This window comes from Vibrio cincinnatiensis (assembly GCF_022113815.1).
In the GTDB taxonomy this organism is placed as follows: domain Bacteria; phylum Pseudomonadota; class Gammaproteobacteria; order Enterobacterales; family Vibrionaceae; genus Vibrio; species Vibrio cincinnatiensis_A.
Window position 1 is genome coordinate 445,388 of the sequence record NZ_SGOM01000002.1, and the last position, 21,409, is coordinate 466,796.

Genomic DNA, 21,409 nt, shown 5'->3' on the forward strand with positions numbered 1-21,409 from the left:
TTAGTGTGGTTTCTATTCAACACGCTAAGTGACAAAGATGAATGATTTCTTACAAAATCGTGTCACGTTCAATCGCAATGTCTGATGATTGATTAAGATCAAATTATCTTTTCTTTATTGGGCGCTATGGTTACCGAGCTATAAGGTGGTAAGTAACCGATCTCCGACCTTTACATAAGCCTCATGCGTACTAAGTATCTCTAAATAATCATGACTTAATACCCAAACGTTTAGCTAAACGGTGTAGGTTTCCACTATCTAATACTAATTGACGAGCGGTTGCTGCCCAATTTCCTTGATTATGGTTGAGAGCTTCAATAATTGCGTTTTTTTGAAACCGATCGGTTGCGTCTTTAAGGCTCAAATTGGATTGGGTCATCAGCGGAATTTCTGGCGTATTCAATCCACCTGAATTTGAATGCCATGAGGTATCGATATCAAAGTCTGACGCTAACAATTCAATGTCTGTAGACTGCGTGCGAGCTCTGGACAATACCGCTGCGCGTTTGATCATATGCTCCAACTCTCGCACATTTCCTGGCCATGAATATTGTTTGAATACTTGAATCAGAGTGGGTGAGAAACGAATGCTATTTAGCCCTAATTTGCTTCGTAACTGCTCTGCGAAGAAGCCTGCTAGCAATATCACGTCTTCTTCACGTTCACGTAGTGGAGGGACGTGAAGTGGGAAGACACTCAAGCGGTGATATAAATCGGCTCGAAATCGCCCGGCGGTCACTTCTTCATGTAAAACTCGGTTGGTCGCGGCCACAATACGAGTATTTACACGGATATGCCGATCGTCTCCGACACGTTGAATGTCCCCATACTGCAAAGCTCGCAGCAGCTTTGCTTGCAATTCAAGCGAGAGTTCACCCACTTCATCTAAAAAGAGAGTGCCCCCATCAGCCAGCTCGAATTTGCCTTTTCGGTTACTGATTGCGCCTGTGAATGCCCCCTTTATGTGTCCAAACAGCTCACTTTCTGCCACGGATTCAGGTAAAGCCGCACAATTTAGATAGACCAATGTTTTATCTGCTCGGTGAGACCGGTGATGAATAGCATTGGCGACCAATTCTTTTCCGACCCCAGTCTCACCCATGACTAATACGGACAGTTCAGTATCAGCAACGGCATCAATTTGCTGCTGTAGTGACTTGATTCCATTTGATTCACCAATGATGTCATCATTCAATGCCCGCTTTTCGGTATACGATTCTCTTGGCAAACTGGTTTGTGTTTCTAATTGTTCAAGAAGTAATGCGGTATGAAGTCCACCTGCAGCTAACGCACTGATAAAACGTAATTCATGGTTTGAAAGCCCATCAAATTGATTTGGGTCAAAAGCATCAATGGTGATTGCACCAATCAGATGGTCATCAATTAATAACGGCAATCCAATGCATGAATGAACATGCAATTTATCATCATGATTGGGGATCAAGCCATCGTAGGGATCCGGTAAGTGACTGTCGGATGGAAAACGGACAATATCGCCAGCTCGGGCGATGGCTTCTAGCCGAGGATGTTGATCAATAGAAAAGCGGCGACCTAACACTTCCTTTGCCAAACCATTGATGGCTAGTGGTTTAAATAACTGATTTTCATAAAGAAGTAGAGCAGATGCGTCGCATTTTAAAACCTCTCGGATGGTGGTTAACAAGGTGTCGAAACGTGCTTGTCGAGTGAGTGCGGAGTTCAGATCTTGAGTAATATGTAACCATTGGGCGATTAATGAGGTCATAGCTGATACCAATTATGTCAATATGACAATGTTACTGTTATATTGACAGAAGTCAATTATTGTCATTTTGACAATTCCATTGGGTGATTTGTTTTAACTGATTGATTTTTAATAATTAAAAATTCTGGCACGGCGTGTGCAGTATTGGAGGTGTTCAAGAATTCAATTAACTTAAATCGTCACCTAAGGTAGTCACTATGACAATTCACGTAAAAAACAACATTCATTGGGTCGGTCAACGCGATTGGGAAGTACAGAACTTCCATGGTACAGAATACAAAATGACCAAAGGTACCAGCTATAACAGTTATCTCATTCGTGAAGAAAAAACGGTACTGATTGACACGGTTGACCATAGATTCAGTCATCAGTTTTTACAAAACCTTGAGATGGAAATTGATCTTAAGTCTATTGATTTTATCGTTGTTAATCACGCTGAAGAAGATCACTCAGGCGCTTTATCCGCATTAATGGAGAAAATCCCAAACACGCCGATTTATTGTACCGAAGCGGCAATAGATTCGATTGTTGGGCATCACCATCATCCTGAATGGAATTTTAAAACGGTAAAAACAGGTGACAGTATTGATATTGGTAACGGTAAACAATTAGTTTTTGTTGAAGCACCAATGCTTCACTGGCCCGATAGTATGATGACTTACTTAACGGGTGATGCGGTGCTATTTAGTAACGATGCTTTCGGTCAGCACTATTGTGATGAACGATTGTTTAACGATGAAGTCGATCAGAATGAACTGATGGAACAATGTTTGCGTTATTACTCCAACATCTTAACGCCATTTAGCCGCTTCGTGACGGCAAAAATTAAAGAGGTATTAAGCTTTAATCTCCCTGTCGATATGATTGCAACCTCCCATGGCATTGTGTGGAGAGACAACCCGGCTCAAATTATTGAGCAATATTTAGCGTGGGCAGATAACTATCAAGAAGATCGAATTACCATTTTTTATGATTCGATGTCGAATAACACACGTATGATGGCAGACGCTATAGCTCAAGGCATTCATGATGTTGACCCTACTGTTGCCGTTAAGGTCTTTAACGTCTCTAAGCATGATAAGAACGAAATTCTAGCGAATGTCTTCCGCTCTAAAGGCATTCTGGTGGGATCTTCAACCATGAATAATGTCATGATGCCAAAAATTGCAGGCATGCTAGAAGAAATTACAGGGCTTCGTTTTAAAGCAAAAAAAGCGGCGGCTTTTGGTAGCTATGGTTGGAATGGTGGTGCGGTTGATCGTATACATGCGCGTTTGACCGATGCTGGGTTTGAAACGGCGATCAGCTTGAAAACCAAATGGCGACCAGATGGAAAAGCGATGCGCGAATGCCGTGAACACGGTCAGAGCATTGCTAAGTTGTGGGCCAATAACGATTTATCAAAACTTACCGAGGTTTTTTCTCCAAAGCCTGACCACGAATCTCCGGCTCTTCAAGTGATTCCACAAAAGGCGAAAGAGGCTCTGCCTGTTGTTCAACATGAACAGCCGCATCCTGAAGGCTGTCAATGTATGATTTGTACGGTATGCCATTGGGTGTATGACCCTGCGTTAGGTGAGCCTAACCAAGGTATTGAGCCTGGAACTGTCTGGTCTGACGTACCCGATGACTTCTTATGCCCAGAATGTCACTTAGGCAAAGACGTTTTTATTGAGCATAAATCATAAGGAGGCAGCATGCAGGCACCCATCGTAATTATTGGTAGTGGTTTTGCTGCTTACCAATTAGTTAAAACTGTGCGTCGTATGGACGCACATATTCCAATTCAACTCTTTACCGCTGAAGAGGGGGCGGAATATAACAAACCAGACTTGAGCCATGTCTTTAGTAAAAAACAAACAGCATTGGATTTGGTCGTCAAAACGGGCGAGGCGTTTGCCCAAGAATACAAAATCGAATTGTTTGCCAACACCATGGTTGAAAAGGTGGATGTTCAGTCTCAACAAGTGACAGCAAATGGGGGGATTTACCCTTATGCCAAATTGGTGTTTGCTACCGGTGCAAAAGCGTTTGTGCCACCAATGAGTGGTGATGCTGTGGAAGAGGTGTTGACGTTGAACTCATTGCAAGAGTATCAAGCTGCTGAGGCGTACATTAGCCGAGCAAAGCAGGTGTTGGTGATTGGTGGCGGGTTAATCGGTGTTGAAATCGCTATGGACCTAGCCAATAGTGGGAAAGACGTCACCATTGTCGAACCCAATGAGCGCTTACTCATGAACTTGATCCCTGAATTTATTGCTCTACCGCTTGAGAAGCAGCTTAAACAGCAAGGCGTTCAACTTGCGTTAGAAAATAGTGTCGTTGCAGTCAATCATTCAGAGAACGCATTAGCAGTATCATTGAGTTGTGGACAAATCGTTGAAACCGATGCTGTGATTTCGGCTGCTGGTTTATGTGCTAATACGCAATTAGCCCAAGATTCTACTATCGCAGTAAACAAAGGCATCATTGTTGATCATCATTTACAAACTTCCATTCAGAATGTGTTTGCATTGGGGGATTGCGCTGAAATTCAAGGACGAATGATGCCATACCTTCAGCCTATTGTGTTAAGCGCCAATGTGTTAGGTAAGCAGTTACTTGGCCAAGAGGCACAACTGGTATTGCCACCAATGATGATCAAGGTAAAAACGCCTCACTACCCAATTCAACTCGCAGGAAAGATAAACGATGTTGTGCATTGGGAGGTAAGCATTTCAATGTCTGGTGTTGTGGCGAAAGCGAAAGATGACATGGAGCAATTCGTTGGTTTCATTGTTACTGGTGAACAAATCAAACAGGCATTTCCATTACTTCGTGAGCTATCACAAGCCACTGTTTATTCTTAAGCTGGCTCTATTATAAAATGAGAGGAGAGATGACTATGTCACATCTACGTATTCCGAAAAATTGGACCGTTCAACGCTCAACACCTTTTTTCACCAAAGAGAATGTGCCTCAAGCTTTACTTTCTTACCACAACACAGCGGAAGGGGTATTTGGCCTGTTGTGTGTGATGGAAGGACAAGTGACTTACTATGGTTTTTCCGATGAGCATGCAACAGAACCTGAAGTTGTGGTGGTCATTAATGCTGGGCAATTTGCGACTAGTCCACCGCAATATTGGCATCGTATTGAACTGAGTGAGGATGCGCAGTTCAATATTCATTTTTGGTCTGATGCAATGAAGAAAAACCAACCCATGTATCATCCCATTCCTCCCCATATCTAAGCCCTAACGGATCATGATGGTGGGTGATGTGTCACTGTTGTTGTTTCTGTAACGTCGTTATTCCAAGACGTGCAACTATGGAAAGTAGAATGAATAAACGTCGCAAAAAACAACAACAATTTGAGAAAAGTGATGCTAATTTGATCGTTGGTCATATTGAAAAAAGTCCGATATCACCTAAGCAACTAGCATTAACCACCAGTGATTCACCATACGTAGTGCAAACATTCAAACATGGTTTGACAGCAGAAGTCTATCGTATCCGTCTTAATGGACAGGACTACACATTAAAGAAGAAGCGTCCAGTGGCTCGAGTGCAAAACCTTGATGGTCAGTTCTCTTTTCTTAATGAAGTGCAGCGGCGCTCAGATTTTCAAAAGCTTAAAGATGATCCTCAAACATCAGAAGCATTCAGATGCATCGTTGAGACGGTTTACGCAGATTATCGCCTTGGTATTATCTTGTCCGATTGGATTGAAGGTGAACCAATAAAAAAGATTACGCCGCTCCTGTTATCGCAACTTTTTTCTACATTAACGGAGTGTGAAAAAGTTGGCTTGTTCGAGTGGGATCTATGTTCTGGGAACTTATTAGTCGATAGCAACCAGAAATTATGGCTATTTGATTTCGGCTATATGTATGAATTTGATCCACTTACTGAGTTTAATAGTGATGGAGTCAATGCTCCTTTGTTCCAGTTTTGTGAGCGTTTTGAAACTCGATTCTTCTCTGGTTGGTTACTCGAGCAAGGATATTCACACCGCCAGTCCATCGAGATATTTCGTTACGTCAAACAAGCAGCAGTAACTGTTTTAGAAGAAAAGAAATTATGGCTTCAACGTCATCATGCCGATAGTGCTATCTCAGATTGTGTAGAGTCATTAAGAAAGCAATATCTAACCGCCCTTGAAAGCCATGAGGCTTTAGAAAACTTATTTACAGTAGAGATGTTCCGCTCGCATGTTTTCGATATAGAAGATGACCTCAATGGTAAAAGCTGCACATCAACCACGATCAGACGAGTCAATATCGTTCTTGAGATGGTCGACAATTTCTATCCGCTACTTCAAGAACAAGATGCTTTATTTTTCCATAATGAAGGGAAAAGCAAAGAAGAACTGATGGAGTCGTATCAGAAAAAATTAAGCTTAGTAAAACAATATCAGTTATAGCTAAATGTCGACGTAAACATGGCTAGCATGCTTCTATCATATTTCGTTACAGCACCATTATGAGTTCTAACGTTGCTCTATGATTTTATCTTACTAAACCTAATTCAACATGAGTGATGGAATGTTGTACAAACTAAATCGTCACTACTTCACTACAGTATTTCCATATTCAGGGAAAGAGGGAAGTGCTAGCCGTGACGTTTACTTCATAAGCACACTTTTGTGTGCCCAATAATTTGCTGTACGGTTATCAAGGCGGCCACTCATTCGAGTTAAAATCAGCGCTATTAGGACGATCACTGCACCAATCCAAGGGGTATGCATCAATCCTATTTTTGACACAATCACACCACCGCCCCAAGAGCCGAAAGCAATGCCAACATTAAATGCTGCGATGTTTAAACCAGATGCAACGTCTACAGCATCTGGCGTAAATTTTTCAGCCAGTTTGACAACATAAACTTGCAGGCCAGGAACATTACCAAAAGCAAATGCTCCCCAAACCAAGATGGTCGCTACTGCTGCGATAGGGTTAACGGCAGTAAAGTTAAATACCACTAGGACAGTTGCGAGTCCTACAAAAATAACTGTCAGTGCTTTTATCGGCCCCATATTATCGGCCATTTTACCTCCCCAAATATTGCCTATCGCCACTGACACGCCGTATATCAACATGATTAAACTGATGGCATTAGCGCTAAACCCTGTCTCCTGCTGCAAAATCGGAGCAAGAAAAGTGAACGCCGTAAATGTACCGCCGTAACCTAGTGCTGTGATCGCATACACGAGTAGTAATCTGGGGTGAGCCAGCACTTTAAGTTGAGAGGATAATTTCGCTGCAGCAGGCTGTTTGAGGTTACTTGGAACTAAGAAAGCACTGCCGATCAAAGCAATAATACCTAACAATGCAACAATCAGAAAAGTCGATTGCCAACCAAAGGTTTGACCGATGTAAGTGCCTAATGGAACTCCGGTGACTAGAGCAACGGTTAATCCCGTAAACATTATCGCAATCGCACTCGCCGCTTTTTCTTTTGATACGAGCCCAGTGGCGATCGTTGATCCAATGGAGAAAAATACACCATGGGCTAAACCTGTCAAAATACGAGCGACAATAAGGGTATTGTAACCGGGGGCTTGCCATGCCAATAAGTTGCCAATGACAAATAATGACATAACAGCAAGTAGTACATGTTTACGGTTCCACTTTCCCGTTAGAGCCGTTAAAACTGGCGCACCAATCGCCACCCCAAGAGCATAAAGGCTCACGAGTAGTCCTGCAGATGGTAATGAGACATTTAAGTCAAAAGCCATAGTTGGGATCAGCCCCACGATGACGAACTCTGTTGTTCCGATAGCAAAGGCGCTGAGCGTCAATGCAAGTAGTGCTAAAGGCATATCATTTACTCTTTTTTGTTAGGTTCTAAAACACAACAACGTATTTGTCCATCAAAGTATGGTTGTGTCGTGATTCGATAGAGAGGTATTTTGCGTGGAAATTTTATTGTAAAAAATAGGACATTTAACAAATGATATTTGTTATAAATGCAATAATTAATGAAATTTAAAATACATGGAGTGGCGGTATGCGAACAAAATCGGATGATTTAGAAATTCTACTTTCCGTTGTTGATACCGGTGGATTTTCATCTGCCGCAGAAAGCCTTGGTATACAAGTCGCACGGGTATCGAGAGCCGTGAGCAAGGTAGAAAACCAACTTCGAGTAACGATATTAAACCGAACCACAAGACGGATCGAATTAACGGATGAAGGGCGGCAATTTGTTGATTCTGTTCGAATAGGTTTAATGCAGTTACAGCAGGCAGAAGAAGAAATCATCTCTCGTGGGGAATTACCCAAAGGGCGACTGCGTGTTGATGCCGCCAGCCCGTTTATTTTTCATCAGTTAGTTCCCTTAGTACAGCGATTTCATCAAGCCTACCCTGACATTGAGTTGGAATTAACCTCTAATGAAGGTTTTGTCGATTTGCTAGAAAAGAAAACCGATATCGCCATTCGCATTGGTGCATTAAATGACTCAACGTTACATGCTAGGCCACTCGGCAGAAGTTTACTTTATATTGTTGCTTCACCTGACTATTTAGCAAAGCGGGGTTTTCCAACAAAAAGTAGCGACTTAGCTCATCATGAAACGATAGGGTTTTCAACACCGAAAACACTCAATGATTGGCCTCTTAAAGGATTTATGCGCCAGACGCCAACGCTGCTCTCAAGTAATGGAGAAACAGTAAGACAGCTCGCGTTAATGGGAAATGGCATCGCGTGCCTATCAGGGTTTATGGTGAAGAAAGATATTGCTGATGGAAGATTAATTTCTTTGTTGGAAGGCGAAAAAATGGGTAACTCAGGTAGGGAGCAAATTAACGCGGTTTACTATAAATCTTCTTCTGTTGCTAAGCGAATTTCTGCCTTTATCGATTTTATTCAGCCTAAATTAGATTTATAGATAATAAAAAACCAATTAGTTGCTGTGCAATTTCGTCCGATACATATGTATCACCTATGTGTGTTAGGTGACATTTGATTGCTTAAAAACGAGAAAAGCCCTTGATAAATCAAGGGCTAGAATGTGGCGGAGAGATAGGGATTTGAACCCTAGGAACGCTATTAACGTACGCCGGTTTTCAAGACCGGTGCTTTCAACCACTCAGCCATCTCTCCGTTTCGGGTGCTATCATATTGATTGGCATATGGTTTGTAAAGCTGTTCATCGGATTATCGTTGTGATTTGTTGAAAATAGGTACATTCAAGTTAAAAATAGATTGGTACTCTTTTTATTCAAGATTCTGATTCTTGTATAAATCAATTAAGTAAGCACGCTAAAGTATGAGTTTCTAATAAAATAATGTTTTATTAATAACCAATTGTTTATTAAGAATAAATAGTGGTTTGGTATACACTTGTACGCTATAAAGTGTTTGCGAATTACTGTGAAGTACTTCAAAATTACTTCATTAGCAGTGCTTCTTTGTTAAGAATGAGGTTTTGATGAAAGTTACCGATCTTTTAAAGCATCGAGCTGAAAATTTGGTCAAGAACACGGAATTTAAGCAATGGATGTCGCCAACCGTACGTGAGTATTGGGATGGCTTTTTAGATAGAGCGAACAGTCGTCAGCTTTTTTCATGGGTAAAAGAATTTCACCAGCCCGCCAATGAAGAAGTCAATCTGGTTCCTGAGATTGAATTAAAGCCAGAAGCTCAAGCGCTTTATGAAGAATTGACGAGTAAGCTGGGTGAAGTCATTCATACTGGAGATTGGCTTATGGTCGATCAACAGCGTATCAATCAGTTTGGTGATGTAACCGAAGATTTGCAGTGGATTCATACTGATCCTGAGCGTGCGGCGCTAGAGTCCCCATTTAAGACGACCATTGCTCATGGATTTTTGACGCTAGCATTGTTGCCTAAATTAACGGACAGTGTTGATGCGGATAAACCGTTATTTCCTTCTGCTAAAATGGTGGTTAATATTGGGTTGAATTCCGTTCGTTTTCCTTATCCTGTTAAGGCGGGTAATCGTCTTCGGGCTGTGAGCACGTTGTCAAAAGTGACCCCTGTGAGAAAAGGGTTAGAAATTGAGCGTGAGATTAAGGTGGAGATTGAAGGAGTTCGGCGGCCAGCTTGTATTGTGGTTTCTGTGATCCAGCTACATTTTTAATTTAGATATAGCATTAGAAGGGGAGCTTAGGCTCCCCTTTATTGTATGAATGAGATAATCGTATTCGGATCATAGACTCTTTTGTTTATTCGGGTGATACTCAATGAAACACAATGGCATCAGAGGGAGTTATGGCGGTCATTAATTTGCTGCAACGTCAGATAGAGAAAAGGGCGGAATGGGTTTGCCAAAGCCGAAACCAAAGTTTGCCAGTAGAATTGGGGAAATCAAGCTACGAGCCCATTGATAATGGGGTGCAGTTTATCTTGCATCACTACAAGCTTGACTCAAACCAGTGTGATTATACCAGTATTGTTGCCAGAGTGATTTGGGAAGAAGAAGATAGCCTGTGGGCTTTGTATGTACCGGCTGAGCCAACAGGGGCTGAGTATCAATGGATTCCCTACCCTTATTTATCGAAAAGCATTGATTTAACCGCTCTGATTCGTGAAATTGAAAAAGACCCCAAATCTTATTTTTGGTCATAGGAATGTTGTTTTACTAACTTTTTATTAATTGTTGAATAAAAAACAGGCACATATAGTGCCTGTTTAGGTGGTAAGCGAACATTGGTGATGTTATTTATGCTGCCGGGCTGGCTGATTCAGTTTGAGCAGAAGGAGAATCTGCAAAGACCTGAGTGGGTTTCGCGATAATGTTACGGTTGTCTAGATTCACTTCACTCAACACGACTTCTAAGGTATCGCCTAACTGATAAACTAAAGTATTATCAATGGTTACCGTTCCCTCTTCACCATTACAGACAATACGTTCTTTATTATCAAGAATCAGTGCTCCAGGAATAAAGGCCATTGCGCCATTGTCTAATAAACGGACACGCATCCCGGGTCGGTTGATATCAAAGATCTCAGCCATAAAGCGGGTTTGCTTATTCGGCTCATCCGCCAGTGTTCGGGCATATAACCAATCGGCCACATTTCGTTCTGCAATTTTGTGATGTTTACGGTGGAGGGCCAGCTCTTCTCCTAGGTTTTCATCAGGAATTTGTTCAGGTTGTTTTCCCATTATGTGTGCTTTAAGCATACGGTGATTCACCATATCGCCATATTTACGGATAGGTGAAGTCCACGTCGCATAAATGTCTAACCCCATAGCGAAGTGAGGTAATGGCTGGTTGCCAATTTCACTGTAACTTTGGAATTTTCGCATTCGGTTATCAAGGTATGATGTAGGTTGTTTCGCAAGCCAGCGACGTAAAGCAGCAAAACCGTCAAGGGTTGTCAGGGTGGCTTCATCAAACTCCGCCCCATGGTTTTTCACCAGAGTTACCACATCGGCGATTTTGTCGGTTTTAAAACCTGCGTGAGTATTAAATACGCCGCAACCAAACGTTGACTGTAATACTTTACCCGCACAGATATTCGCTGTGATCATCGCTTCTTCTACTAGGCGATTAGCACTACGCCTTAGATCGGCGTGAATAGCAATTACGTCATTGTCTTCACTTAATTCAAAGCGGTAGTCTGGGCGATCAGGGAATACAACGGCCTGGGTTTCACGCCAAGCGGATCGTAGCTGAGAAAATTCATAAAGGTCTTGGACGACTTGGGCAATAGTCTCAGAGGGTTGCCAAGTTGAGTGACCTGTTTCTAACCAATCAGAGACTTGATCGTAAACGAGGCGAGCGTGTGAGCGAATATTGGCAGCAAAAAAATGCATATCATCATTGATAGTGCCATCTTCATTGACGGTTAATGTACAACAAAGCGCTGGGCGAATTTCATTTTCGATCAGAGAGCATAAGTTATCGGCTAAATCACGGGGGAGCATCGGAATATTTCTCCCCGGTAGATAAATAGTAAATCCTCGTTCCCGGGCAACGTTATCCATCGGATTATTCGCGGTAATATAAGCAGTAGGATCGGCGATAGCGATCGTGACTTCAAAACCTCCTTCTTCCCGCTTATTAGCATACAGTGCATCATCCATGTCTTTGGTTGATTCACCATCAATCGTCACAAAAGGTAGATGAGTTAAGTCGACACGTTGTAAGTCGTCGTCATCTTGTAACTGCCAGTGGTCGCACCCAGCAGGTTCTGAATTTGGCAAATCGTTTTCCGCTAATGTGACCCACCAAGGGGCAATTTTATCGTCAGCGTCAGTAATTTTTTCTGTAATTTCGACAAAGAAACCACTATCTCCCTTAAGCGGATGACGAGTGAGTGTTGTTACGACCCAATCACCTTCGTTGATTTCTTCTGGGTTTAGGCCTTTTTGTGTTTTGGCTTTGAAGGTGTTTTTCTTCAACTGAGGGTGGTCTGGCGTTACATTAAGTTTCCCTTTATGAAGCTTAACCCGGCCAATAAATCGAGTCAGAGCTGGCTCTAGCAGTTCTTGTGGCTCCGCTACTTCACGCTCGTTTTCGGTACGAATAATGGCGACGACTTTATCGCCATGTAGGCACTTTTTCATATAAGGTGGTGGTATAAAAAAGCTGGTTTTATTATCTACTTCAAGAAAACCATAGCCTTTATCTGTCGCTTTGATCTGGCCCTCTTTTTTAGGGAGATTTTCTTGAATTTGTTGTTTGAGCTGGGCAAGTAGCGGGTTATTTTGGAACATGCTTATTTATAAACCTATGATTTGTCGTTAGGAGATTCGGTTTCCTCAGCCTCTCCGATAGGCATACCCCACAGCGTATGACGCTTGAGTTTTTCGAGGAAAGGCGGCTCGCGTCTGCGGGGTTATGGTACTGGGCTAAGCTAGAAAAGTATAGTTATCTTATGAAGCATTTACGTATTATCTCACTTGAAAAGTGGAGGGGAGATTGGGTAAAGAAAGGGGCTAGAAATATCAACCAATGTCATGGTTAAATCGGTAAAGTGGGAGTAGAAGAGTATAGTACCAAGCTGAATTAGACATAAGAGTAAGAATCAATAAATCAGGTGATGAATGTATATAAACAAGATCCAATGACTTAAGTGTTTTTCCGTCATTAAGAAAAAATATGTGATGAATTTCAATTTTTTCTGGCTTTTTTTATGCTTTTAAGGAATAATCCGCGTCCCTTAGATGTCCCTAGTGGCTTGATGCTTTTTAATACTCATCCGCATCTGAACGGAATCAGCTCTTCTTTAGGATTGGTTGGAAAATGGTATAGCACGTGGGACCTTAGTTATTTTTTATTTTAGTGGGAACCCCATGCAAGAAACCGTCATTCAATTTAGTGACTTAGCACTAAACAGTGCCATCCTTTCCGCCCTAAACGAAATGGGCTTTGTTTCACCAACTCCAATCCAAGCTGCTGCCATTCCTTTTCTACTTGAAGGCCGTGATGCGTTAGGTAAAGCTCAAACGGGTACGGGTAAAACCGCCGCGTTCTCTTTGCCACTATTGAACAAATTGGATCTTAATCAATATAAACCTCAGGCAATTGTGATGGCCCCAACCCGCGAGTTGGCCATTCAAGTTGCAGCTGAAGTTAAAACACTCGGTCAAAATATTAAAGGCCTAAAAGTGTTAGAAATTTACGGTGGTGCTTCCATCGTTGATCAGATGCGTGCTTTAAAAACAGGAGCTCATATTGTTGTGGGTACTCCTGGTCGTGTGAAAGACTTAATCACTCGTGAACGTTTACATCTTGATGAATGTCATACTTTTGTTTTGGATGAAGCCGATGAAATGCTTAAAATGGGTTTTGTCGATGACGTTACTTGGATTATGGAACAATCACCAGATACGGCTCAACGCGTTCTTTTCTCTGCAACAATGCCACCGATGGTGAAAGACATTGTTGATCGCTTTTTACGTAATCCTGCGCGTGTTGATGTTGCTGGCTCAAACCAGACGGTTGCGAAAGTTGAACAACAATACTGGGTGGTAAAAGGCGTTGAAAAAGACGAAGCAATGGCGCGTCTGCTTGAAACAGAAGAAACCGACGCTTCTATTGTTTTCGTTCGCACTCGCCAAGATACTGAACGTTTAGCTGATTGGTTAAGTGCTCGAGGCTTTAAAGCGGCTGCACTACATGGTGATATTCCTCAATCTTTACGTGAGCGTACCGTTGATCACATCAAACAAGGTGTCATTGATATTTTAGTGGCAACGGATGTTGTTGCTCGAGGCCTTGATGTTCCGCGTATTACTCACGTGTTTAACTACGATATTCCATTTGATGTAGAATCTTATATTCACCGTATTGGCCGTACAGGGCGTGCTGGACGCAAAGGTAAAGCGATTCTATTAGTTCGTACTAACCAGATCCGTATGCTACGTACAATTGAACGTGTTACACGTTCTTCAATGGAAGAAATTCAGCTTCCTCATCGTGATAAAGTTGCTGAATCTCGTTTAACAAAACTTGCGGTGGAACTTGAAGCTGATAAAGGACATGTTGCACTAGAAAAATTTGTAGAATTAGTGGAAAAACTGCAGTCTTCTTTAGAAATTGATGCAACAACACTTGCCGCAATTTTACTGAAACGTCAACAAGGTAAACGCCCATTATTCTATACGGGTGAAGACCCTATGATTGAACGTGATAAGTTACGTCGTCGTGATCGTCGTGATGGTGATCGCCGTGACGGTGGTAGTCGTCGTGAATTTGGTGCACGTGATGGTGCTCGTAACGTCGATTGGGATACTTATCAGTTGCAAGTAGGCCGTGATCAAGGCGTTCAAGTAAAAGATATCGTGGGAGCTTTAGCCAATGAACTTGGTTTGACCAAAGGTTCAATCGGTGCAATTAAACTGGCTCAAGGCCATACATTTGTTCAGCTGCCAAAAAGCATGTCCGCTGATGTAACCGGTAAACTTCGTAAACTACGTATTCGTCAAAAAGAAGTGGGTGCGGTTGTATGCGATTTTGATGACTTCCGTGAGTCACGTGGTCGTCGCCCAGAAGGTAATCGAGAAGGTGGTGGTTACCGTGGTGGCCGTGGACGTGGTGATTCTTCTCGTCCTGCTCGTGATGGTGAACGTCGTTTTGATCGTAATCGTGGTGGCGACAATCGCGGAAACTTCCGCGGTGAGCGCACCGGTGAGCGAGGGCAGAGTACTCGTCGTCGTAGCGAAGCATAATCTTTAGCGATACCAGTAAGCCCGTAGTTTAAACTACGGGCTTTGTCGTTTCTTTATGATTCCTTCTTTACATTACTCATGTGACCTAGGTACAATTCACGCCCATTGATGATCCGGTATTCGTGTTACCGAGTGACCATCGATGTTTATTTTCCACATACTGAACACGTGTTGCTTGGTATGCAACACCACTGTAAGGATTTATCATGCCTATTATTACTCTTCCTGATGGCAGTCAACGTCAGTTTGACCAAGCTATTTCTACTATGGATGTCGCTCTATCTATTGGCCCTGGTCTTGCGAAAGCTACCATTGCTGGCCGTGTTGATGGCGTTCGTGTTGATGCATGCGATCTAATTGAACATGACGCAAGCCTTGAAATCATCACCACAAAAGACGACGTTGATGGGTTAGAAATTGTCCGTCACTCTTGTGCACACTTGCTAGGTCATGCTCTTAAACAATTGTATCCACAAGCAAAAATGGCAATTGGCCCAACGATCGATAACGGCTTCTATTACGATATTGACCTCGATCATTCTCTTTCACAAGAAGATCTCGACACCATTGAAGCTCGAATGAAAGAGCTGGCGAAAACAAAATATCAAGTCGTTAAAAAGAAAGTCAGTTGGCAGGAAGCTCGAGATACGTTTGAATCTCGAGGTGAACCTTATAAGATGGAAATCTTGGACGAAAACGTGGCACGAGATGATCGCCCAGGTCTTTACCATCATGAAGAATATATTGATATGTGCCGTGGGCCTCATGTTCCACATATGGGTTTTTGCCAACACTTTAAATTGCTCAATGTTGCGGGCGCTTATTGGCGTGGTAACAGCGATAACAAAATGCTACAGCGTGTTTATGGCACCGCTTTCCACGACAAAAAAGCGTTACAAGCACATCTTACTCGCTTAGAAGAAGCGGCTAAGCGTGACCACCGTAAAATTGGTAAACAGCTTGATTTGTTTCACATGCAGCAAGAAGCTCCTGGGATGGTGTTTTGGCATCATAATGGGTGGTCCATTTTCCGCGATCTTGAAGTCTTTATTCGTCATAAATTGAATGAATATGGCTACCAAGAAGTAAAAGGCCCATTGATGATGGATCGTGTCCTATGGGAGCGTTCTGGTCACTGGGATAAATACGCAGATGCCATGTTTACCACTTCATCTGAAAACCGTGAATATGCGATTAAACCAATGAACTGCCCAGGTCATGTGCAGATCTTTAATCAAGGTTTAAAATCATATCGTGATCTTCCTTTACGTATGGCTGAGTTCGGTTCATGTCACCGTAATGAACCATCAGGGTCTTTACATGGTATTATGCGTGTTCGTGGTTTTACCCAAGATGATGCGCATATTTTCTGTACAGAAGATCAAATACAGCAAGAAGTGACTTCATGCATCAAGATGGTGTATGACACTTATAATACCTTTGGCTTTGAAAATATTGCCGTTAAATTGTCAACTCGGCCTGAAAAGCGTGTGGGTAGCGATGAAATTTGGGATAAATCAGAAGAAGCATTAAAACATTCTCTTGAAGCCATGGGTATTGCTTATGAAATTCAAGAAGGGGAAGGTGCATTCTATGGCCCAAAAATTGAATTTACCTTGTATGATTGCTTAGATCGAGCATGGCAATGTGGTACAGTTCAGCTTGACTTCAACTTACCTTCTCGTCTTGGTGCCACTTACGTTGGTGAAAATAACGAACGTTTAGTACCAGTAATGATTCACCGTGCTATTTTAGGCTCTCTTGAACGGTTTATTGGGATTCTAATTGAAGAGTATGCAGGGTTTTTCCCAACATGGCTGGCTCCAGAGCAAGCTGTTGTTGTGAATATTACTGATAAACAAGCAGGATACGCTCAAGAAGTCGTACAAAAGCTACAAAAATGTGGTATTCGTGCGAAAGCGGACTTGAGAAATGAGAAGATAGGCTTTAAAATCCGCGAACACACTTTAAAACGTGTACCGTACATGTTGGTTTGTGGTGACCAAGAAATGGAAGCCGGTGAAATCGCAGTGCGTACTCGAAAGGGCAAGGACTTAGGTAAATTTAAATTGGATGACTTTATTACACATATCCAAGCCGAAGTTTCTAGCCGTAAGCTCAATCTGGAGGAATAAACTATTAAAGGCGGAAGACGTGGCCAACAGCCGGCCAAACAAAACCAGCACCGTTTAAACGGTGAAATTCGTGGCGTTCGTGAAGTGCGTTTAACTGGCGCAGATGGTGAATCCGTTGGTGTAGTATCGATCAGCGAAGCACTAGAAGCAGCCGTAGAAGCTGGTATGGATCTTGTAGAGATCAGCCCTAACGCCGAGCCACCAGTTTGTCGTGTGATGGACTATGGCAAGTTCCTCTTTGAAAAGAGTAAAGCTGCTAAAGAGCAGAAGAAAAAGCAAAAACAGATTCAGATTAAGGAAGTCAAATTCCGACCTGGAACTGATATTGGAGACTATCAGGTAAAACTACGCAACCTGACTCGTTTCCTTGAAGAAGGCAACAAAGTGAAAGTAACAATTCGCTTCCGTGGCCGAGAGATGGCACACCAAGATATCGGCGTCGACGTTCTTAATCGATTGAAAGAGGATACAGCAGAACTTGCTGTTGTAGAGTCTTTCCCTTCTCGAATTGAAGGTCGTCAAATGATCATGGTGTTAGCCCCTAAGAAGAAGTAATTAGTGGCTTTGCAAGTAATAAAACCTAGCGTTATCGTTAGGTTTTGTTCGCCCTAATTACATTGTTTATTAAACTACTACAATGCGGAGTTATTCATCATGCCTAAGATGAAAAACAACAAAGGTGCTGCTAAGCGTTTTAAGAAAACTGCTGGTGGTTTTAAGTTCAAGCACGCTACTAAACGTCATATTCTGACTAAGCGTACAACTAAGAACAAGCGTCAACTACGTCCAAACTCAATTCTTCCTAAATGTGAAGTTGCGGGTATCGTGCGTTGTCTTCCATACGCTTAATTTGTTTTTGGTTTTAATTCGTTTAGTTTAGGAGAGACATAATGCCTCGCGTAAAACGTGGTGTACAAGCTCGTGCACGTCATAAGAAAGTTCTAAAACAAGCTAAAGGTTACTATGGTGCACGTTCACGTGTTTACCGCGTAGCTTTCCAAGCAGTTACTAAAGCCGGTCAATACGCTTACCGTGACCGTCGTACTAAGAAACGTCAATTCCGTCAACTATGGATTGCACGTATCAATGCGGCATCTCGCCAAAATGGTTTATCTTACAGCCGTTTCATTAATGGTCTGAAGAAAGCTTCTATCGAGATCGACCGTAAGATCTTAGCCGACATCGCAGTATTTGATAAAGCAGCATTTGCTGTACTTGTTGAGAAAGCGAAAGCAGCTCTATAATTAAAGTTGCTTAGGTATTAGAAAGGAGAGCATTTGCTCTCCTTTTTTATAATCGGGACAAGGGACTTAATACACCACTGGCACCTCGATCAATGACATGGGTATAAATTTGTGTTGTGGTTACGTCAGAATGGCCTAATTGCTCTTGCACCGTCCGGATATCGGCGCCCGATTCGAGAAGATGAGTTGCAAATGAATGCCTAAGTGTGTGGCAGGATACCGTTTTTCCAATCTCAGCTTCTTGAGCCGTTTTTTTTACTGCTCTCTGTAATGAAGAAACATTGATATGCTGTCTTCGCAACAGATTGCTTTCTCCATCGATTGATCTGCTATGTGATGGAAAGAGGTAGTGCCAATGAAATTCAAATGGTGCTGTTGGATACTTCTCTGCGAGTGAGTACGGTAACCAGACACCTCCATAGCCTTTAGTTTGCATATCTTTATCATAATATCTTTTAGCCAATGCGATTTGTTCATTAAGTAGAGGATAGAGCTCTTTGGCTAAAGTAACTGTCCGATTTTTTCCACCTTTACCATGCCAAACCCTTAGCGCACCGTAATCAAAATCAATATCTTGAATACGTAAGCGAATACATTCCATTAATCTCAGCCCAGAGCCATATAATAGCTTTATTGGAAGTTGATATTTGGGATCTACATGATTGAAGAAACGTTTTACTTCCTCTCTCGTCATGACGACAGGAAGCTTTCGGTCTAGTTGAGATTTTTGAAATTTCATATCAAGAGTGAGCGGTTCTCTAATTATCTCCCGATACAAGAAACTGACCGCATTTAAGGCAAGAGCTTGTGTTTTGGTCGCAACTTTTTTATCTACGGCTAAATGAGTGAGAAATATTTCAACTTCATGCGAGCCCATCTTGTTGGGATGGACTTTCTTATGAAAAACAATGTATTTTGTAATCCAGTGCAGATAAGCCTCAATGGTTTTATTAGCGTAATGCCTCGTTTGCATATATTCCTTTATGCTTAAAAGAAATTGTGATTTCATTCCAAATCCCATTTTGCTGTTTTTATATACAGTAGTGTTGGTTTTGTGTACCGTCAATAATTAAATGGCATTTTGCTATTTAATGAGAGCGACCCCTCAATTGTTTTTTGTAACTTAATGAATTTATTAGCTAGAATGTTATTCTTAGACGAGCTTTTTATGGAAAGAGGGCGGTAGCATGGAAGCGATTAAGGCTGTCTGCTGTATAAAAAGCGTTAGCCCTCTAACTTGAGTATCTTGGTTGCATATGTTTTAATCAATCTCTTTTTATTTACAGGAGTTGATTACATGCAAAATACACATCAGGATACGGAGCTTAAATATCAGAGATTTAGAGAAGATAGTAGGGCTATTGCAGAACAGACATTACCTAGACAATATGCTGATAGAGTTTCTCTAAAAGGAGTTGATCGGCTATCACTTACCCATGCTAAGAGGTGGGAAGAAAGCCTAGAGCGTAGTGATAGTGCTAGCTGGTCGTGGTCTGAGGGTTTCAAGCAATATGCGTACAGGCACCCTAAAAGGTTTGATTTGGCAATTTGGTATGCTAATGCTCAACTTTGTGGGTTATCGTTAGGAAAGCCTACATATACAGGCGGTAGGTTACGACTTGATGTAATTGAAGGTGCTCCTTGGGATCATCCACTTAAAAGTAAGATCGTCGAAATTACGGTTTCTGCCGCAGAGGCCTATGCAGACTTTATTGGTGCGGACCAAATCAGGATTATGAGGCCAGTAAATGCAAGAGTTACAAGATATTATGAAAAATTCGGCTTTACTCTTAAACAGGGGAAAGCAAGTAATACTCCTACGTATTTATGGCGTAACTTAAGGGGTTAATTTATGGCTGGCAAAGATAGACCACTTGAAGGTACAAAAGAATTTGATGAATGGGTACTAGAAAGGGCTAGAAAACGCGCCGAAGATCTCTTTAATACTGAGATTCCGGAAGATTTGCATGATGTCGGAAGGGGAATGATAGCTGGTCCTGAAAAGGTAGAGGATATCATGCCAGAAAAAACAATCTCAGAAGATATTGCCATTGATAAGGAAGAGAAAAGATCAAAGTTCAAAATTATCAAATAGCCAACAAGGGCTAACAAAGCATTTAAGAGTGATTCGCAACGCTTGGCAATTTCGCTTCGCTCAAGTATAGCCAAGCGCCGCTCACACCTTAATGCGGCGTTATGTAACTGTGGAGTTTTGATAAAAAGGATATTGTATGAAGATGTATATTTCTCTGGTGTTAACATTACTCTTGATAGGCTGTCAGACAGTTAAATTAGGTTATGACATGGAGAAGGATGTTGATGTCTCAAATGTTGTAAATAGCCATCTTTCCTCAGAAATATATGAGGTAATTCCATTTGGCTACGGGAGTTATGATGGTCCTTTTGAAGTGCTTGAAGACTACAAGTCTATTTGTGCCAATGCTGATGGATTAGTGAACTATACAACTGACTTGAGTGCTGGGAAGCTAAAAATTCTTTGTACTTCCTCAAAGAGTAACCTTGCTCTATTTTATGTTGTCGTACAAAACTCATTAGATTCAGATGAAAGTTATGATGCGGTATATATTGGTGTGAATGAGAGTCGCTATAGAAAAAATCTACTTTCCCTTGCAAACACGGAGGGTGTTTATTCAAAAAAACAGTTATTCGAAATTCAAAGTAAGAAAAACCTCGATGAGTTAAAGGTTTACCAAAATTTATTTGCATACAAGAAAAAGCTAAGTGAAGAAACACGTGAGGATGTAAAGAAAGTTGGTGCGACGGTTTGCCATGTAGAGCTACAACTAAGTGGGAATGTTGAGAGATTTGTAAATAATAAAATCAAGGTTTCGATTTACGATAAACAATTTTGGGACTGGCCTGATAATTGGTATTTATGTGAGCAGTCAAATTTATAGAGTTGTTTAAGCCATCTTGTTTTATGTAGCAAGTGCATCGATACCGTTACATAACAAATTGTTCAAGAGTGATTCGGCACGCGTGGCATTTTTACTATGCGTTGGTTTTAATGGTTAAGGTGGTGTGCGGAGGCTTCGGTATTGCGTGCCTCACACCTTAACAAGGCGTTATGCTTAATCACCAAAAATCAGTGGTTTATGATTGTTCTTTGTTCCCTTGGCTTGTGAGTTTCGTGCTCGT

The 21,409-nt window shown here is 41.8% G+C and carries 19 protein-coding genes and 1 tRNA gene; 15 read left to right on the plus strand and 5 right to left on the minus strand.

The window, feature by feature from the left end; all coding sequences use genetic code 11:
• Positions 1 to 208: 208 nt before the first annotated feature.
• Positions 209 to 1,744 (minus strand): nitric oxide reductase transcriptional regulator NorR, encoded by a 1,536-nt coding sequence (gene norR / locus EXA13_RS04925; protein WP_238132162.1) that lies wholly within the window; start codon positions 1,742 to 1,744, stop codon positions 209 to 211.
• Positions 1,745 to 1,941: 197 nt separating this feature from the next.
• Between norR and norV the strand changes: the two genes are divergently transcribed.
• From norV to EXA13_RS04945, 4 genes are all read left to right on the plus strand, one after another.
• Positions 1,942 to 3,432, plus strand: coding sequence for an anaerobic nitric oxide reductase flavorubredoxin (gene norV, locus EXA13_RS04930; protein WP_238132163.1), 1,491 nt, complete (start codon positions 1,942 to 1,944; stop codon positions 3,430 to 3,432).
• Positions 3,433 to 3,441: 9 nt separating this feature from the next.
• On the plus strand, positions 3,442 to 4,593 hold the full coding sequence (gene norW, locus EXA13_RS04935; RefSeq protein WP_238132164.1) for an NADH:flavorubredoxin reductase NorW: 1,152 nt from the start codon (positions 3,442 to 3,444) through the stop codon (positions 4,591 to 4,593).
• A 35-nt stretch (positions 4,594 to 4,628) separates the two neighbouring features.
• Positions 4,629 to 4,976: a DUF1971 domain-containing protein gene (locus tag EXA13_RS04940; protein WP_238132165.1), complete on the plus strand. Its 348-nt coding sequence runs from the start codon at positions 4,629 to 4,631 to the stop codon at positions 4,974 to 4,976.
• Between the two features lie 89 nt (positions 4,977 to 5,065).
• Positions 5,066 to 6,148, plus strand: a complete 1,083-nt coding sequence (locus EXA13_RS04945; RefSeq protein WP_238132166.1) for an AarF/UbiB family protein — start codon at positions 5,066 to 5,068, stop codon at positions 6,146 to 6,148.
• Positions 6,149 to 6,349: 201 nt separating this feature from the next.
• Here the strand turns inward: EXA13_RS04945 and EXA13_RS04950 are convergent, their stop codons facing one another.
• Positions 6,350 to 7,546, minus strand: a complete 1,197-nt coding sequence (locus EXA13_RS04950) for an MFS transporter (protein WP_238132167.1) — start codon at positions 7,544 to 7,546, stop codon at positions 6,350 to 6,352.
• Between the two features lie 188 nt (positions 7,547 to 7,734).
• On the opposite strand from EXA13_RS04950, the gene EXA13_RS04955 reads away from it, so the two are divergent.
• On the plus strand, positions 7,735 to 8,616 hold the full coding sequence (locus EXA13_RS04955) for a LysR family transcriptional regulator (RefSeq protein WP_238132168.1): 882 nt from the start codon (positions 7,735 to 7,737) through the stop codon (positions 8,614 to 8,616).
• A gap of 124 nt (positions 8,617 to 8,740) precedes the next feature.
• Here the strand turns inward: EXA13_RS04955 and EXA13_RS04960 are convergent.
• A tRNA-Ser gene (locus EXA13_RS04960) sits at positions 8,741 to 8,831 on the minus strand.
• A 328-nt stretch (positions 8,832 to 9,159) separates the two neighbouring features.
• Here EXA13_RS04960 and EXA13_RS04965 point away from each other — a divergent pair.
• Both EXA13_RS04965 and EXA13_RS04970 read left to right on the plus strand, forming a co-directional pair.
• A complete protein-coding gene (locus EXA13_RS04965; protein ID WP_238115353.1) occupies positions 9,160 to 9,831 on the plus strand; it encodes a MaoC family dehydratase in 672 nt (223 codons plus the stop codon).
• A 131-nt stretch (positions 9,832 to 9,962) separates the two neighbouring features.
• The gene (locus EXA13_RS04970; RefSeq protein WP_078925950.1) at positions 9,963 to 10,319 is read left to right on the plus strand and encodes a DUF3024 domain-containing protein; all 357 of its coding nucleotides are present in this window, start codon (positions 9,963 to 9,965) and stop codon (positions 10,317 to 10,319) included.
• A gap of 94 nt (positions 10,320 to 10,413) precedes the next feature.
• On the opposite strand, the gene rnb is transcribed toward EXA13_RS04970, so the two are convergent.
• Positions 10,414 to 12,414 carry an exoribonuclease II gene (gene rnb, locus EXA13_RS04975; protein ID WP_238132169.1) on the minus strand — a complete coding sequence of 667 codons (2,001 nt, stop codon included), beginning with the start codon at positions 12,412 to 12,414 and terminating at the stop codon, positions 10,414 to 10,416.
• Positions 12,415 to 12,993: 579 nt separating this feature from the next.
• Here rnb and EXA13_RS04980 point away from each other — a divergent pair.
• The 5 genes from EXA13_RS04980 (at position 12,994) to rplT (ending at position 18,250) form a co-directional block, all read left to right on the plus strand.
• The gene (locus EXA13_RS04980) at positions 12,994 to 14,871 is read left to right on the plus strand and encodes a DEAD/DEAH box helicase (protein ID WP_238132170.1); all 1,878 of its coding nucleotides are present in this window, start codon (positions 12,994 to 12,996) and stop codon (positions 14,869 to 14,871) included.
• Positions 14,872 to 15,077: 206 nt separating this feature from the next.
• Positions 15,078 to 17,006 (plus strand): threonine--tRNA ligase, encoded by a 1,929-nt coding sequence (gene thrS / locus EXA13_RS04985; protein ID WP_238132171.1) that lies wholly within the window; start codon positions 15,078 to 15,080, stop codon positions 17,004 to 17,006.
• Between the two features lie 3 nt (positions 17,007 to 17,009).
• Positions 17,010 to 17,561, plus strand: a complete 552-nt coding sequence (gene infC / locus EXA13_RS04990) for a translation initiation factor IF-3 (RefSeq protein WP_238132200.1) — start codon at positions 17,010 to 17,012, stop codon at positions 17,559 to 17,561.
• A gap of 99 nt (positions 17,562 to 17,660) precedes the next feature.
• Positions 17,661 to 17,855 (plus strand): 50S ribosomal protein L35, encoded by a 195-nt coding sequence (rpmI, locus tag EXA13_RS04995; RefSeq protein ID WP_004727973.1) that lies wholly within the window; start codon positions 17,661 to 17,663, stop codon positions 17,853 to 17,855.
• A 41-nt stretch (positions 17,856 to 17,896) separates the two neighbouring features.
• The gene (gene rplT, locus EXA13_RS05000) at positions 17,897 to 18,250 is read left to right on the plus strand and encodes a 50S ribosomal protein L20 (RefSeq protein ID WP_040992521.1); all 354 of its coding nucleotides are present in this window, start codon (positions 17,897 to 17,899) and stop codon (positions 18,248 to 18,250) included.
• Positions 18,251 to 18,296: 46 nt separating this feature from the next.
• On the opposite strand, the gene EXA13_RS05005 is transcribed toward rplT, so the two are convergent.
• Positions 18,297 to 19,259: an integron integrase gene (locus EXA13_RS05005; RefSeq protein WP_238132172.1), complete on the minus strand. Its 963-nt coding sequence runs from the start codon at positions 19,257 to 19,259 to the stop codon at positions 18,297 to 18,299.
• 288 nt (positions 19,260 to 19,547) lie between these two features.
• Here EXA13_RS05005 and EXA13_RS05010 point away from each other — a divergent pair, with 288 nt between their 5' ends.
• From EXA13_RS05010 to EXA13_RS05020, 3 genes are all read left to right on the plus strand, one after another.
• Positions 19,548 to 20,099 carry a hypothetical protein gene (locus EXA13_RS05010; RefSeq protein ID WP_078927560.1) on the plus strand — a complete coding sequence of 184 codons (552 nt, stop codon included), beginning with the start codon at positions 19,548 to 19,550 and terminating at the stop codon, positions 20,097 to 20,099.
• A gap of 3 nt (positions 20,100 to 20,102) precedes the next feature.
• On the plus strand, positions 20,103 to 20,345 hold the full coding sequence (locus EXA13_RS05015) for a hypothetical protein (protein WP_078927561.1): 243 nt from the start codon (positions 20,103 to 20,105) through the stop codon (positions 20,343 to 20,345).
• A gap of 136 nt (positions 20,346 to 20,481) precedes the next feature.
• Positions 20,482 to 21,168 carry a hypothetical protein gene (locus tag EXA13_RS05020; RefSeq protein WP_140365148.1) on the plus strand — a complete coding sequence of 229 codons (687 nt, stop codon included), beginning with the start codon at positions 20,482 to 20,484 and terminating at the stop codon, positions 21,166 to 21,168.
• Positions 21,169 to 21,409: the final 241 nt, after the last annotated feature.

Bases quoted from the DNA above. Each gene is read 5' to 3' on its own strand.
- norR (WP_238132162.1), bottom strand. From the start codon at position 1,744: ATGACCTCATTAATCGCCCAATGGTTACATATTACTCAAGATCTGAAC.
- norV (WP_238132163.1), top strand. From the start codon at position 1,942: ATGACAATTCACGTAAAAAACAACATTCATTGGGTCGGTCAACGCGAT.
- norW (WP_238132164.1), top strand. From the start codon at position 3,442: ATGCAGGCACCCATCGTAATTATTGGTAGTGGTTTTGCTGCTTACCAA.
- EXA13_RS04940 (WP_238132165.1), top strand. From the start codon at position 4,629: ATGTCACATCTACGTATTCCGAAAAATTGGACCGTTCAACGCTCAACA.
- EXA13_RS04945 (WP_238132166.1), top strand. From the start codon at position 5,066: ATGAATAAACGTCGCAAAAAACAACAACAATTTGAGAAAAGTGATGCT.
- EXA13_RS04950 (WP_238132167.1), bottom strand. From the start codon at position 7,546: ATGCCTTTAGCACTACTTGCATTGACGCTCAGCGCCTTTGCTATCGGA.
- EXA13_RS04955 (WP_238132168.1), top strand. From the start codon at position 7,735: ATGCGAACAAAATCGGATGATTTAGAAATTCTACTTTCCGTTGTTGAT.
- EXA13_RS04965 (WP_238115353.1), top strand. From the start codon at position 9,160: ATGAAAGTTACCGATCTTTTAAAGCATCGAGCTGAAAATTTGGTCAAG.
- EXA13_RS04970 (WP_078925950.1), top strand. From the start codon at position 9,963: ATGGCGGTCATTAATTTGCTGCAACGTCAGATAGAGAAAAGGGCGGAA.
- rnb (WP_238132169.1), bottom strand. From the start codon at position 12,414: ATGTTCCAAAATAACCCGCTACTTGCCCAGCTCAAACAACAAATTCAA.
- EXA13_RS04980 (WP_238132170.1), top strand. From the start codon at position 12,994: ATGCAAGAAACCGTCATTCAATTTAGTGACTTAGCACTAAACAGTGCC.
- thrS (WP_238132171.1), top strand. From the start codon at position 15,078: ATGCCTATTATTACTCTTCCTGATGGCAGTCAACGTCAGTTTGACCAA.
- rpmI (WP_004727973.1), top strand. From the start codon at position 17,661: ATGCCTAAGATGAAAAACAACAAAGGTGCTGCTAAGCGTTTTAAGAAA.
- rplT (WP_040992521.1), top strand. From the start codon at position 17,897: ATGCCTCGCGTAAAACGTGGTGTACAAGCTCGTGCACGTCATAAGAAA.
- EXA13_RS05005 (WP_238132172.1), bottom strand. From the start codon at position 19,259: ATGAAATCACAATTTCTTTTAAGCATAAAGGAATATATGCAAACGAGG.
- EXA13_RS05010 (WP_078927560.1), top strand. From the start codon at position 19,548: ATGCAAAATACACATCAGGATACGGAGCTTAAATATCAGAGATTTAGA.
- EXA13_RS05015 (WP_078927561.1), top strand. From the start codon at position 20,103: ATGGCTGGCAAAGATAGACCACTTGAAGGTACAAAAGAATTTGATGAA.
- EXA13_RS05020 (WP_140365148.1), top strand. From the start codon at position 20,482: ATGAAGATGTATATTTCTCTGGTGTTAACATTACTCTTGATAGGCTGT.